This is a genomic window from Pseudomonas sp. R11F (assembly GCF_050312575.1).
GTDB lineage: Bacteria > Pseudomonadota > Gammaproteobacteria > Pseudomonadales > Pseudomonadaceae > Aquipseudomonas > Aquipseudomonas palleroniana.
In genome coordinates this window covers 14,077-26,529 of sequence record NZ_JBNPJU010000020.1, presented here as the reverse complement: position 1 = coordinate 26,529, position 12,453 = coordinate 14,077, and the positions used below count along the sequence as shown (strand labels likewise).

Sequence of the window (12,453 nt, the reverse complement as noted above, 5' to 3'; positions counted from 1 at the left end):
ACTAATACCAAGTGTGTAAAAGAGAGGGCTTTTGGATAGTGTTCTTTCATGAAGAACAATGAGTTAAGTAAAAAAGCGGACGTCGAAGCGTCCGCTATAACTTAGGGTTTATATACAATTAATTCCTGTGGTTCACGCAATAGGTCGCCACTTGCCGAGCATATGTTGAATGTCGCCGGCCCCCTTGAGTTGCAACTCGCCACTGGAACCCGCAGCCGTGGTGAGTAATACAACTTCACTGGGCAGGCGCACCGGCTTTTTGAATTCGACGTCTATCTCGACATTGGCGGCGGGCAAATGCTCGTGCAATGCGGCCAGTGTCCGGGCGGTATTCCACAGCCCATGGGCGATAGCCTGGGGGAACCCGAAGAGCCTGGCCGTCAATGCGCTCAGGTGGATCGGGTTGTAATCGCCGGATACCCGAGCGTATCGGCGGCCAATATCGGCGGGCGCCTTCCAGCGGGCCAGTTCGCTGACGTTATCGGTTACCGACAAATGCTCTTCCTGGGCGTCGCCTTCGAGTTTCACTGCGCGGCAGAGCATACGGCTATCCGCCTCCCACAACAGTCCCAGTGAATCCTCGACTGTGGTCACAATATCAAAGGTCGCCCCCTTGGCATGGGGCCGCAGGTTGTGCGCGTACACGCTGATCAGCACATTGCTCACGCCTCCCAGCGGACGATGGATACGGATCCGATTGCTCAGGTGAATCAGCCCCAGCAAAGGAAAGGGAAACTGTTTGTCGGTGAGTAATTGCATCTGCAAACCAAACGCCAGGATATGCGGATAAGTCCCTGGCAGGACCGAGCTGTCAGCGAACCCGCAGACCTGGCGATAGGCGGCCACCTCCGTGGGGTTCAGGCGAATGTGACAGCGCAGTCCTGCATCGGGCAGGGTTTCGCCGGTGATCTTGCGCTTGAGCGCGGCCCGCCAGTACAGCGGCGGCAGAGGCGGGGTGCGGTCGAGTGTCTGCCATTCCATGTTCAGGCTCCCAGCAGGCTTTGCCCACACACGCGCAAGGCTTGGCCGCTGACCGCACCAGAGCCCGGTTGGCCAAGCCAGGCCACGGCCTCAGCCACGTCTTGGGGCAGGCCGCCCTGGCCCAACGAACTCATGCGCCGCCCGGCTTCACGCAGGGCGAAGGGAATATGCGCGGTCATCTGGGTTTCGATAAACCCGGGCGCCACTGCGTTGATGCTGATCCCGCGTTCCTTCAGCAATGGCGCCCACGCCTGCGCCAACCCGATCAAGCCGGCCTTGCTCGCGGCATAGTTGGTTTGCCCACGGTTGCCGGCAATGCCACTGATGGAGGCCAGCAGCACCACGCGGGCGTTGTCGTGCAGGGTGCCGCTGTCGAGCAACGCCTTGGTCAGCACCTGGGGGGCAGTGAGATTGACCGCCAGTACCGCGTCCCAATATTCCGGGGTCATGTTCGCCAGGGTCTTGTCGCGGGTGATACCGGCATTGTGCACCAGGATATCGAGGCCATCCGGCAACTGTTCGATCAGCCGCGTGGCGGCGTCTTCTGCGCAGATATCCAGCACGAGGGTACGTGCCCCGAGACGGGCGGCGAGGGCTTCGAGATCAGCCTTGGCCTGGGGCACGTCGAGCAGAATCACCTCTGCACCGTCGCGGGCGAGGGTTTCAGCAATGGACGCGCCAATACCTCGGGCGGCACCGGTCACCAGGGCCTTGCGCCCGGCGAGAGGGCGAGTCCAATCCTCGACCGCAGTGGCGCAGGCTTGCAGGCGAATGACCTGGCCGGAGATATAGGCGCTTTTAGGCGAGAGGAAAAACCGCAATGCGCCTTCCAACTGCTCCTCGGCACCGTCGCCGACATACAGCAACTGCGCCACACCGCCGTTGCGCAGTTCCTTGGCCAACGAGCGGCTGAAACCCTCCAGGGCCCGTTGTGCGCTGGCGGCGAACGGGTCGCTGAGGCTCTCCGGCGCACGGCCGAGAATCACCAGGTGCGCGCTGTTATCCAGGTTTTTCAACAGGGGCTGGAAGAACTCACGCAACTGCTTGAGCTGGTCGGTGTGTTGCAGGTCACTGGCATCGAACACCACCGCCTTGAGCTTGGGGCCGTGGCCCGGAATCCACGTCGACGTCGTGGTGCCGTAGCTGTAGATGGCGTCGGTGAGTTTATGGGCGAAGGTGTGCACCTGGTTCGCCAGCGCGCCGGCGCCGAGCAGCAGGGCGCCTTCGACCGGGCGCAGGCGTCCGGCCTGCCAGCGTTCCAGGCGTACCGGTGACGGCAGGCCAATGGCGGCGACCAGGCGATGGCCGAGGCTTGAGTTGGCGAAGTCGATATAACGGTCAGACATGGAACGCTCTCCGAGTGCTGGGGTTCAAACGGTGGACCATCAATGGGTAACGGTCGTTCGATTGAGCCTAGGCTAGGCTTGATGATTCCACCCACCACCATCAGGGAGCTTTCCATGACTCAATTGCGCCGTGTAGCGATCATTGGCGGTAATCGCATTCCCTTCGCCCGCTCCAACGGCCCCTATGCCACGGCGAGCAACCAGGCCATGCTGACCGCTGCCCTGGAGGGCCTGATCGAACGCTACAACCTGCACGGCCTGCGGATCGGTGAGGTGGCGGCCGGAGCGGTGCTCAAACATTCCCGCGACTTCAACCTCACCCGCGAATGTGTGCTGGGCTCACGCCTGTCGCCGCAAACCCCGGCGTACGATATTCAACAGGCTTGCGGCACGGGGCTTGAGGCGGCATTGCTGGTGGCCAACAAGATCGCCCTGGGCCAGATCGAATGCGGGATTGCCGGTGGGGTGGATACCACTTCCGACGCGCCGATCGGCGTGAATGAAGGACTGCGCAAGATTCTGCTGCAGGCCAACCGCAGCAAATCCATGGCAGATAAATTAAAACTGCTGTTACAACTCCGCCCTCATCACCTCAAGCCCGAGCTGCCGCGCAACGGTGAACCGCGCACGGGTTTGTCCATGGGCCAGCACTGTGAGCTGATGGCGCAAACCTGGCAGATTCCGCGTGCCGAGCAAGATCAGCTGGCACTTGAAAGCCACCAGAAAATGGCCGCGTCCTACGCTGAAGGCTGGCACAACGATCTGCTGACACCGTTTTTGGGCCTGACCCGCGACAACAACCTGCGCGCCGACCTGACCCTGGAAAAACTCGCCAGCCTCAAGCCGGTATTCGAGCGCAGCGACAAGGGCACGCTGACCGCCGGTAATTCCACGCCGCTCACCGACGGTGCGTCATTGGTATTGCTGGGCAGTGAAGCCTGGGCCAAGGAGCGTGGCTTGCCGATTTTGGCGTACTTGCGCGATGGCGAGGCGGCGGCGGTGGATTTCGTCAACGGCGCCGAAGGCTTGTTGATGGCGCCCGTGTATGCGGTGCCGCGTTTGCTGGCAAGGAATGGCCTGACGCTGCAGGACTTCGATTACTACGAAATCCACGAAGCCTTTGCTGCCCAGGTGTTGTGCACGCTCAAAGCCTGGGAAGATGCGGATTACTGCAAAACACGCCTGGGGCTGGATGCGCCGTTGGGTGCCATCGACCGCAGTCGGCTCAACGTCAAGGGCAGTTCGCTGGCCGCCGGGCACCCGTTCGCCGCCACAGGCGGGCGTATCGTCGCCAACCTGGCCAAATTGTTGGATGCGGCGGGCAAGGGGCGCGGCCTGATTTCCATCTGTGCAGCCGGTGGGCAGGGGGTTACCGCGATCATTGAGCGATGAAACTGGCATATTGGATGCATTCTTAAGTGATCAACGGTCGGTAGCCCCTCCCACCGGCGAGCCGATTGCCGTATAACGAGTGCCACACGCGTGTTTGGTAATACAGGACCCACAATAAAAGCTGATGAAGACTCCTAAACGCATTGAACCCCTGATCGAAGACGGTCTGGTCGACGAAGTGCTGCGCCCACTCATGAGTGGTAAAGAAGCAGCTGTTTATGTGGTGCGCTGCGGTAACGAATTACGTTGCGCCAAGGTTTACAAGGAGGCGAATAAACGAAGTTTTCGTCAGGCGTCCGAATACCAGGAGGGCCGCAAGGTCCGCAACAGCCGGCAAGCCCGCGCCATGGCCAAGGGTTCCAAGTTTGGCCGTAAAGAAACCGAAGATGCTTGGCAAAACGCCGAAGTGGCGGCGTTGTTCCGCCTGGCCGGTGCCGGTGTGCGCGTGCCTAAACCCTACGATTTCCTCGAAGGCGTGCTGTTGATGGAGCTGGTGGCCGACGAGTACGGCGATGCGGCGCCGCGTCTGAATGACGTGGTGCTGGAGCCGGACCAGGCGCGCGAGTACCACGCCTTCCTGATCTCCCAGATCGTGCTGATGCTGTGTACCGGCCTGGTGCACGGTGACTTGTCCGAGTTCAACGTGCTGCTCACCCCGACCGGCCCGGTGATCATCGACCTGCCCCAGGCGGTGGATGCGGCGGGCAACAACCACGCGTTCAGCATGCTGGAGCGGGACGTGGGCAACATGGCGTCCTACTTCGGGCGCTTTGCCCCGGAGTTGAAAAAGACCAAGTACGCCAAGGAAATGTGGGCGTTGTACGAAGCCGGTACGCTGCACCCGGCCAGCGTCTTGACCGGCGAGTTCGACGAACCGGAAGAGCAGGCGGATGTGGGTGGCGTGATGCGCGAAATCGAAGCGGCACGGCGGGATGAAGAACGTCGCCAGGCAATTCGTGCGGCGGATGATGCGCCACCCGGCAAAGCGTCTGACGAACCCCCGCCACCGCCCTGGATGCAGTGATCTTGCAACAAATGAAGATCTGAAAAATGTGGGAGGGGGCTTGCTCCCGATAGCGGTGGATCAGTCAACTTATCTGTAGCTGACCCACTGCAATCGGGAGCAAGCCCCCTCCCACATTTTGATGTGTGGAGTCAGTCAGGCATCAGGTACAGCAACTGCCTGAGGCCAATTCCTTGAGGATCGGGCAATCCGGCCGATGATCGCCCTGGCAATGTTCCACCAGGTCCTGCAGCGTATCGCGCAGTTGTCCCAGCTCCAGAATCTTCTGGTTCAGCTCATCGATATGCTGGCGCGCCAAGGCTTTCACATCAGCGCTGGCCCGTTGCCGGTCCTGCCACAGGGTCAGCAGCTTGCCGACCTCTTCCAATGAAAACCCCAGATCCCGCGAGCGCTTGATAAACGCCAGCGTGTGCAGGTCGTCGGGGCCATATACACGGTAGCCGCTGTCGGTGCGGTGCGCGGCTTTGAGCAGGCCGATGGATTCGTAGTAGCGAATCATCTTTGCGCTCAGCCCGCTTTGGCGAGCGGCTTGGCCGATGTTCATGGGCGTTGATCCTCCAGGTCCTTGGGTTTCCACGTCTTCAACAGTAACGCATTGCTCACCACGCTGACGCTGGACAAGGCCATCGCCGCGCCCGCCAGTACCGGGTTAAGCAGGCCGAAAGCCGCGAGGGGAATGCCAATCAGGTTATACACAAAGGCCCAGAACAGGTTCTGGCGGATTTTTGCGTAGGTCTTGCGGCTGATGTCCAGTGCCGCGGGCACCAGGCGCGGATCGCCACGCATCAGGGTGATGCCGGCGGCGTGCATGGCCACGTCGGTGCCGCCGCCCATGGCGATGCCGATATCGGCCGCGGCCAGGGCTGGAGCATCGTTGATACCGTCGCCAACCATGGCCACCACCCCAGTTCTTTTCAGCTCGGCGACCGTGGCGGCTTTGTCCGCCGGCAGCACTTCGGCGTGCACATCCTCGATGCCCAGCGCTTGCGCAACCACCCGGGCGCTGCCGCGATTATCGCCGGTCAGCAAGTGGCTGCTGATGTGTTGCGTCTTGAGCCGCTCCACCGCTTCCAGCGCGCCGGGCTTGAGTGTGTCGCCGAACGCGAACAGCCCGAGCACACGGGGTTGGGAGCCTTGCTCGATCAGCCAGGATAAGGTGCGGCCTTCGGCCTCCCAGGCCTTGGCGGATGCGGCCAAGTCACCCGCGTTCAAACCGGCCTCTTCCAGCAGACGGCGATTGCCCAGGGCCAGTTGCCGGCCGTCGAGCGTGCCGGCGATACCGCGACCGGTCAGGGCTTGGCTGGCACTCACATCCGCCACGTTCAGCCCCTGCTCGTGGCAGGCGTCCAGCACGGCCTTGGCCAGGGGGTGTTCGCTGCCGCGTTGCAAGGCGCCGGCCTGTTGCAGCAACAAGGCTTGATTGCCATCCACCGCCGCCATATGGGCAATTTTCGGAGCACCGGAAGTGAGGGTGCCGGTCTTGTCGAACACCACGGCGCTGACTTCATGCGCACGTTCCAGGGCTTCGGCGTCCTTGATCAAGATGCCATTACGCGCGGCCACGCCGGTACCGGCCATGATCGCCGTCGGTGTCGCCAGGCCCAGGGCGCAGGGGCAGGCGATCACCAGGACGGCGACGGCATTGATGATTGCCGTCTCCAGGGATGCGCCGTACCACCACCAGCCCACCAGCGTGATCAACGCCAGCACCAGCACGGCGGGCACGAATACTTGGCTGACTTTATCCACCAGTTTCTGGATCGGCGCCTTGGCCGCCTGCGCCTCTTCCACCAGGCGGATGATTCGCGCCAGCACACTTTCCGCGCCCAGGGCCTGGGTCCGCACCAGCAAGCGGCCTTCACCGTTGATGGCGCCGCCGGTGACTTTGTCGCCTGGCTGTTTCGGCACCGGCAGGCTTTCGCCGCTGATCAGCGCTTCGTCGGCATGGCTCTGGCCGTCCACCACTTCGCCGTCCACCGGGAAACGTTCGCCGGGCTTGACCAGCACCAGGTCGTCGAGCTTCAACGCGTTGATCGCCACCTCTTCTTCACGGCCATCGAGCACCCGCACCGCACGTTCCGGACGCAAGGCTTCGAGGGCGCGGATGGCGCTGGCGGTCTGGCGTTTGGCGCGGCTTTCGAGGTATTTGCCGAGCAGTACCAGGGCGATCACTACCGCCGAGGCTTCGAAGTACAGGTGCGGCATGCCGCCTGCCGGGGTGGTGAGCCATTCATAGATACTCAAGCCGTAACCGGCGCTGGTGCCGATGGCCACCAGCAGGTCCATATTCCCGGCGCCGGCGCGTACGGCTTTCCAGGCGGCGATATAAAAGCGTGCACCAAAGATGAACTGCACTGGCGTGGCCAGGGCGAACTGCATCCAGCCGGGCAACATCCAGTGCAGGCCGAAGGGCTCCACCAGCATGGGCAACACCAACGGCAGCGCCAATAGAATTGCCAGCAACAACGACCAGCGTTCGCGATGCAGGCGCTGGGCCTGGTTGGCGTCCGTAGCGGTTTCACTCTGGGGCAGGCTGGCGCTGTAGCCGGCTTTGTCGACGGCAGCGATCAACATGCCGGGGTCCAGCTGCCCCAGGACTTCGACATGCGCACGTTCATTGGCCAGGTTGACGCTGACGCTTTTTACCCCCGGCACCTTGCTCAGGGCGCGTTCGACGCGGCCGGCACAGCTGGCACAGGTCATGCCGCTGATGGGCAGGTCTAAGGCGGTGGATCCATTCATGGGGCAGTCCTCCAGAAGAAGTTGCCCCTAGGATCAACCTTGACCTGTGGGGAAGGTCAAGGGCCGATCAGTATTCCAGTGCGGCGGGTTTCAGGTACATGCCGTCCGGACCCTGAGCGATACGCAACTTGCGTACATCCCCGGCCTTCAGCGTGATGTTCTGCGCCGGTGGCGCCAGCAGGCCCGGCAGGCAACCTGGAGCCTGGCCCGGCAGCAGCTTCAGGCGTAATGACAGGTACCCCGCCGGCAGGTTGAAGGACGTGGCCTGCTCCTGGAACAGTCGGCCCGCCAGTTGGTCGTTCAGGTACAAGCCGATTTCACAATTGGTCGGTACTTCCAGGCGCTCTCGGGAAATGATCAACACCGCATAGTCTTCAGCGGCTATGGCTTGTGGCGCAGCGACAGATAAGCCCATCAGGCCGGCAAGGGCAAAAAACAACCAGCGCATGGCGAATGCTCCGTGGTTTGAATCAACGATGGGTGAAGCTTGGCCTTTGAAGCCGCCGAATACCAGCCCGGCAGAAATTTTCAGAACTTGACCTTGCCATCGTGGCAAGCCCAAGACTGCCTCCAACCTTGTAGTGAGCGGGCTTGCCCCGCGCTGGGTGGCGAAGCCGCCCCAACAAGGCCGCCGCCGTGTTCCAGGAAAACTGCGGCGCCTGGTTATAGGGCGGCTTCGCCCCCCAGCGCGGGGCAAGCCCGCTCACTACTCCCTACCTCGTTCAAGGAGAAATATCATGCAAGTATTCAGTGTTGAAGGAATGACCTGCGGCCATTGCGTCCGGGCCGTGACCCAGGCGGTGCAAAGCCAGGACCCGGCGGCGAGTGTGAAGGTCGACCTGGCGGCCAAGGAAGTCGGGGTTGAAAGCCGTCTGTCTGCCGAGCAGGTGATCAGCCTGATCAGTGAGGAAGGCTACAGCGCCAGGCTCGCTTGAATTTTCTGATAGTTAGCGAGCTAACTTAATGTTCATGACACCCAAGCGCGGCTAGACTGTCGAGCTGCCGACTCACTTGGGTGTCTGATGAACCTCCGCATAATCCTGATTCTGGGCGCCTTGAGCGCCTTTGCGCCGTTGGCGATCGATTTCTACTTGCCCGGCTTTCCGGCCATGGCCACGGCCTTCGCGACCGACGAGAAGCATATCCAGTTGACCCTGGCGGTGTATTTCGGCGGCTTGGCCATCGGCCAATTGATCTACGGCCCGCTGGCGGACCGGTTTGGCCGACGCGGCCCACTGCTCAGCGGTGTGACCTTGTTCACCCTGGCCTCATTCGCGTGCGCCTATGCGCCGTCGCTGGAGTGGCTGATCGGTGCGCGTTTCGTCCAAGCCCTCGGCGGATGTGCGGGCATGGTGATTTCCCGTGCGGTGGTCAGCGACAAATGTGATGCCGTGGGCTCGGCCAAGGTGTATTCGCAACTGATGCTGGTGACCGGCCTGGCACCCATCCTCGCGCCGTTGGCGGGCGGGGTGATGGTCGGCCTGTGGGGCTGGCAGTCGATCTTTTTGGCGCTATCGATGTTCAGCGTGATGGCGGCCCTGGCTGTCGCGGTCGGATTGCCGGAAACCTTTCCGGCCGACAAGCCGCGCCAGCCGCTCTCCGGCTCGCTGCGCCGCTACGGTGCGCTGCTGTCGGATCGGGTCTACCTCGGCTACGCCCTCACCGGGGGGATCTCGATTGCCGGGATGTTTGCCTACATCGCCGGTTCACCGTTCGTGTTCATCAAGCTCTATGGCGTGGCCCCGGAGCATTACGGCTGGCTGTTCGGTTCCAATGCCGCAGGTTTCATTCTGGTGGCGCAACTCAATGCACGGCTGCTGTCCAAGCGCGGCCCGGCGTTTCTGCTGTCGCGCACGGTGTGGGTGTACGTGCTGGCGGCGTTGACTTTGCTCGGTATCGCCGCGTTGCGCACCGAAGCGTTGTGGCCATTGCTGGTGCCGCTGTTCATTTGCATCGCAAGCCTGGGCTGCATTTTGCCCAACACCTCGGCCTGTGCCATGGCCGGGCAGGGGGCACGGGCCGGCAGTGCGTCGGCGTTGCTCGGTTGCATTCAGTTTGGTGTGGCGGCAGGGGCTGCTTCGTTGGTCGGCGTGTTGCACGACGGCACGGCCATGCCGATGGCAATGGTCATCAGCTTGTGCGGTGTCTTGGCGGTGACGGTGGCGGTGTCGACCCAGCGCCTGCAACGGGCCAGGGCCATGCAGGCGCAGGTCTGACGCGCGATCAGCCGGCGGCGTAGTGCTGCTGGCTGAGGGGAATGTGGTGGGGCGCCTGGATTCGGGCTTTCAGGGTGTCGGCAAAAGCTCGGGCTTCGGCCTCACTGCGAAAGGTAATGGCTTTTTGGTCCAGGCGGACTTCCCATTGGGATTTTGCTAACGCTTTTATCAGGATCTTCATTGCTGACTTCCTCACGTAAAAGAATCGTGGCAAAGGCGGCCAATATAAACCCGAATGCGCGCGTAAATATGACAAAGATCAACTCTCGGACTAATGGTGTCGTCCATTACCCACATGAATAATGGACGCCTCCGACCGCTGTTATTCAGAACCCTTCAAGCACGATCTTGCCCTTGGCCTTGCCGCTTTCCAGCAGGGCGTGGGCGCGTCGCAGGTTCGCTGCGTTGATCACGCCGAAGTGCTCGCCGACCGTGGTTTTCAAGGTGCCGGCGTCGATCAGTTGAGCGACGCGATTGAGCAGGTTGTGCTGTTCGATCATGTCAGGGGTCTCGAACATCGAGCGGGTGTACATGAACTCCCAATGCAGCGACAGGCTCTTGCGCTTGAGTTTGCTCACGTCCAGCGCCTTGGGATCGTCGATCAGTGCCAGCTTGCCTTGAGGTAGCAGGGCTTCAACCAGTTGGTCCAGGTGATGGTCGGTCTGGGTCAGGCTGGCAACGTGGGTCACCTGCGGGTGGCCGGCGGCTTTCAAGGCTTCGCTCAGTGGTTGGCTGTGGTCGACCACCAGATCGGCGCCCAGTGCCTTGGCCCATTCCTGAGTCTCGGGGCGCGAGGCCGTGCCGATGACTTTCAGCGCGGTGAGCCGGCTGGCCAGTTGGGTCAGGATCGAACCTACGCCACCGGCCGCGCCAACGATCAGCAAGCTCTGGCCCTGGTCTTCCTGACCTTCACGGATTTGCAGGCGCTCGAACAGCAGCTCCCAGGCGGTGATGGCGGTCAGCGGCAGGGCGGCCGCTTCGGCGAAACCCAGGCTCTTGGGCATATGCCCGACGATACGCTCATCCACCGTGTGCAGCTCACTGTTGCCACCCGGGCGCACCAGCGAACCGGCGTAGAACACTTTGTCGCCGGCCTTGAACAGCGTCACGTCGCTGCCGACCGCCTTGACCACACCGGCCACGTCCCAGCCCAGCACCTTGGCGGCGCCATTTTCCGGGGCGACGTTGTGGCGCACCTTGGTGTCCACCGGGTTGACCGAGATGGCTTTGACTTCTACCAGCAAGTCGCGTGGGCCGGCGACGGGCTCCGGCAGTTCGATGTCTTGCAGGGATTGGGGATCGTTGATCGGCAGTGAGGCGTAGTAGGCAATGGCTTTCATGGGGGCTCCGGAAAAGGGCGGTAATCAGGCGAGAAATTTCAGGCGCTTGAGTTCGAAGTGTTCGAGGACATCCGCGGCTTTGGCGCGGAAACTCTGGATATGTGCACTCTGGTCGTGGTCGGCCAGCGCCGCATCGTCGCTCCAACGTTCGAGCATGTAGAAAGTTTCGGGGTGTTGCAGGTCCTGGTGCAGGTCGTACTGCTCGCAACCGGCTTCGAGGCGGGTCGGTTCCAGCAGGCCGCGCAGCAGGGTTTCCAGCGTGGCCTGTTGGCCGGGTTTGGCAACCAGCGTGGCAATGACATTAAAGGCAGCAGACATACTCAACTCCTGGCACGTGATAAGCGGTGGATAGATGATTGGCTATTTCCCGTGAAGGAAAAAGCGGCTAAAACAGCAGGCTGTTTCAATAAATTTTTGATAATGAGCGAGAACACATGCTGCGCTTCGATGATTTGCAGCTGTTTGTGCGCGCGGCGGACCTGGGCAGCCTGTCTGCCGCGGCGAGGGTCATGGACCTGTCGCCCGCGGTGGCCAGCGCTGCGCTCAAGCGCATCGAACAGCAACTGGGTACGCGCTTATTGGCGCGCTCGACGCGCAGCCTGCGGTTGACTGCCGAAGGTGAAGGTTTCCTGGAATACGCCCGTGCCGCATTGAGTTCGCTGGACGAAGGACGGCGCTTATTGGCCAGTGGCCAGGACCATGTCAGCGGCGTGTTGCAATTGTCGGCGCCCTCGGACTTCGGGCGTAACCAGCTGTTGCCATGGCTGGATGAGTTCCAGCGTGAATACCCGCAACTGGCGGTGCGCCTGTTGCTGGGCGATCGCATTGCCGACCTGTTCCGCCAGCCTGTCGATATTGCCTTGCGCTACGGCGAGCCCGAGGACTCGAGCCTGATTGCACTGCCCATCGCCCCGGACAATGTTCGCGTGCTGTGTGCCGCCCCCAGCTACCTCGCCCGGTATGGCGAGCCCCGGCACCTGGAGCAACTGGCCCAGCATAATTGCCTGCTCTATATGCTCGGCAGCCGAGTCCACGATCGCTGGAGTTTTCACGACGGCCGGCGTGAAGTGAGCCTGACGGTGGCCGGTGACCGTTTCAGTGACGATGCCGACGTCGTTCGTCGCTGGGCTGTCGCGGGTGTCGGCATTGCCTACAAGTCCTGGTTGGACGTGAGCACGGATGTGCTGGCCGGGCGTTTGCGGGTGATCCTGCCTGATCTGCGCGGGGAGCGCACACCGCTCAATCTGCTATGTGCCCACCGTGCGCAATTGAGCAAGCCGATCAACTTGCTGCGGGAAATGCTGGTATCCCGGTGTGCGACATTGACTGCGCAATGGTCGGAGCGCTTGAACCCTGGGCAATAGCTTCCACCACAGCAGGAAATTTCACTCAGATCCTGTCCCTATCTGCAG

Annotated in this window: 13 protein-coding genes; 5 read left to right on the top strand and 8 right to left on the bottom strand. The window is 61.9% G+C overall.

Annotation, left to right across the window (positions count from 1 at the left end; genetic code table 11):
• Positions 1 to 132 precede the first annotated feature (132 nt).
• Together ACQRBV_RS05895 and ACQRBV_RS05890 are read right to left on the bottom strand one after the other, a co-directional pair.
• On the bottom strand, positions 133 to 981 hold the full coding sequence (locus tag ACQRBV_RS05895; RefSeq protein ID WP_104995415.1) for a MaoC family dehydratase: 849 nt from the start codon (positions 979 to 981) through the stop codon (positions 133 to 135).
• A gap of 2 nt (positions 982 to 983) precedes the next feature.
• Positions 984 to 2,327 (bottom strand): 3-oxoacyl-ACP reductase, encoded by a 1,344-nt coding sequence (locus tag ACQRBV_RS05890; protein WP_411985121.1) that lies wholly within the window; start codon positions 2,325 to 2,327, stop codon positions 984 to 986.
• A 114-nt stretch (positions 2,328 to 2,441) separates the two neighbouring features.
• Between ACQRBV_RS05890 and ACQRBV_RS05885 the strand changes: the two genes are divergently transcribed.
• A complete protein-coding gene (locus tag ACQRBV_RS05885) occupies positions 2,442 to 3,719 on the top strand; it encodes an acetyl-CoA C-acetyltransferase (RefSeq protein WP_060755727.1) in 1,278 nt (425 codons plus the stop codon).
• Between the two features lie 124 nt (positions 3,720 to 3,843).
• Positions 3,844 to 4,743 (top strand): PA4780 family RIO1-like protein kinase, encoded by a 900-nt coding sequence (locus ACQRBV_RS05880; RefSeq protein WP_060755728.1) that lies wholly within the window; start codon positions 3,844 to 3,846, stop codon positions 4,741 to 4,743.
• Between the two features lie 142 nt (positions 4,744 to 4,885).
• Here ACQRBV_RS05880 and cueR read toward each other — a convergent pair whose 3' ends face one another.
• From cueR to ACQRBV_RS05865, 3 genes are all read right to left on the bottom strand, one after another.
• Positions 4,886 to 5,287, bottom strand: coding sequence for a Cu(I)-responsive transcriptional regulator (gene cueR, locus ACQRBV_RS05875; protein WP_060755729.1), 402 nt, complete (start codon positions 5,285 to 5,287; stop codon positions 4,886 to 4,888).
• On the bottom strand, positions 5,284 to 7,485 hold the full coding sequence (locus ACQRBV_RS05870) for a heavy metal translocating P-type ATPase (protein WP_411985122.1): 2,202 nt from the start codon (positions 7,483 to 7,485) through the stop codon (positions 5,284 to 5,286). The genes cueR and ACQRBV_RS05870 overlap by 4 nt, the downstream gene beginning before the upstream one ends.
• 67 nt (positions 7,486 to 7,552) lie before the next feature.
• A complete protein-coding gene (locus ACQRBV_RS05865; RefSeq protein ID WP_411985123.1) occupies positions 7,553 to 7,933 on the bottom strand; it encodes a hypothetical protein in 381 nt (126 codons plus the stop codon).
• A gap of 289 nt (positions 7,934 to 8,222) precedes the next feature.
• Here ACQRBV_RS05865 and ACQRBV_RS05860 point away from each other — a divergent pair, with 289 nt between their 5' ends.
• Positions 8,223 to 8,420, top strand: coding sequence for a heavy-metal-associated domain-containing protein (locus ACQRBV_RS05860; protein ID WP_060755732.1), 198 nt, complete (start codon positions 8,223 to 8,225; stop codon positions 8,418 to 8,420).
• 87 nt (positions 8,421 to 8,507) lie between these two features.
• Positions 8,508 to 9,701 (top strand): multidrug effflux MFS transporter, encoded by a 1,194-nt coding sequence (locus ACQRBV_RS05855; RefSeq protein ID WP_090366998.1) that lies wholly within the window; start codon positions 8,508 to 8,510, stop codon positions 9,699 to 9,701.
• 7 nt (positions 9,702 to 9,708) lie between these two features.
• Here the strand turns inward: ACQRBV_RS05855 and ACQRBV_RS05850 are convergent, their stop codons facing one another.
• The 3 genes from ACQRBV_RS05850 to ACQRBV_RS05840 all read right to left on the bottom strand — a co-directional run bounded on the left by ACQRBV_RS05850 (position 9,709) and on the right by ACQRBV_RS05840 (position 11,359).
• Positions 9,709 to 9,882 carry a hypothetical protein gene (locus ACQRBV_RS05850; protein WP_162843517.1) on the bottom strand — a complete coding sequence of 58 codons (174 nt, stop codon included), beginning with the start codon at positions 9,880 to 9,882 and terminating at the stop codon, positions 9,709 to 9,711.
• A 145-nt stretch (positions 9,883 to 10,027) separates the two neighbouring features.
• On the bottom strand, positions 10,028 to 11,041 hold the full coding sequence (locus ACQRBV_RS05845) for a zinc-binding alcohol dehydrogenase family protein (protein WP_060755734.1): 1,014 nt from the start codon (positions 11,039 to 11,041) through the stop codon (positions 10,028 to 10,030).
• Between the two features lie 24 nt (positions 11,042 to 11,065).
• Positions 11,066 to 11,359, bottom strand: a complete 294-nt coding sequence (locus tag ACQRBV_RS05840; RefSeq protein ID WP_060755735.1) for a putative quinol monooxygenase — start codon at positions 11,357 to 11,359, stop codon at positions 11,066 to 11,068.
• 116 nt (positions 11,360 to 11,475) lie between these two features.
• Between ACQRBV_RS05840 and ACQRBV_RS05835 the strand changes: the two genes are divergently transcribed.
• Entirely contained in the window at positions 11,476 to 12,405 is a 930-nt protein-coding gene (locus ACQRBV_RS05835; protein WP_411985124.1) for a LysR family transcriptional regulator, read from the top strand.
• Positions 12,406 to 12,453 lie beyond the last annotated feature (48 nt).

What these genes read in the sequence shown, in the direction of transcription:
- ACQRBV_RS05895 (WP_104995415.1), bottom strand. Translation starts at nt 981, where the DNA reads ATGGAATGGCAGACACTCGACCGCACCCCGCCTCTGCCGCCGCTGTAC.
- ACQRBV_RS05890 (WP_411985121.1), bottom strand. Translation starts at nt 2,327, where the DNA reads ATGTCTGACCGTTATATCGACTTCGCCAACTCAAGCCTCGGCCATCGC.
- ACQRBV_RS05885 (WP_060755727.1), top strand. Translation starts at nt 2,442, where the DNA reads ATGACTCAATTGCGCCGTGTAGCGATCATTGGCGGTAATCGCATTCCC.
- ACQRBV_RS05880 (WP_060755728.1), top strand. Translation starts at nt 3,844, where the DNA reads ATGAAGACTCCTAAACGCATTGAACCCCTGATCGAAGACGGTCTGGTC.
- cueR (WP_060755729.1), bottom strand. Translation starts at nt 5,287, where the DNA reads ATGAACATCGGCCAAGCCGCTCGCCAAAGCGGGCTGAGCGCAAAGATG.
- ACQRBV_RS05870 (WP_411985122.1), bottom strand. Translation starts at nt 7,485, where the DNA reads ATGAATGGATCCACCGCCTTAGACCTGCCCATCAGCGGCATGACCTGT.
- ACQRBV_RS05865 (WP_411985123.1), bottom strand. Translation starts at nt 7,933, where the DNA reads ATGCGCTGGTTGTTTTTTGCCCTTGCCGGCCTGATGGGCTTATCTGTC.
- ACQRBV_RS05860 (WP_060755732.1), top strand. Translation starts at nt 8,223, where the DNA reads ATGCAAGTATTCAGTGTTGAAGGAATGACCTGCGGCCATTGCGTCCGG.
- ACQRBV_RS05855 (WP_090366998.1), top strand. Translation starts at nt 8,508, where the DNA reads ATGAACCTCCGCATAATCCTGATTCTGGGCGCCTTGAGCGCCTTTGCG.
- ACQRBV_RS05850 (WP_162843517.1), bottom strand. Translation starts at nt 9,882, where the DNA reads ATGAAGATCCTGATAAAAGCGTTAGCAAAATCCCAATGGGAAGTCCGC.
- ACQRBV_RS05845 (WP_060755734.1), bottom strand. Translation starts at nt 11,041, where the DNA reads ATGAAAGCCATTGCCTACTACGCCTCACTGCCGATCAACGATCCCCAA.
- ACQRBV_RS05840 (WP_060755735.1), bottom strand. Translation starts at nt 11,359, where the DNA reads ATGTCTGCTGCCTTTAATGTCATTGCCACGCTGGTTGCCAAACCCGGC.
- ACQRBV_RS05835 (WP_411985124.1), top strand. Translation starts at nt 11,476, where the DNA reads ATGCTGCGCTTCGATGATTTGCAGCTGTTTGTGCGCGCGGCGGACCTG.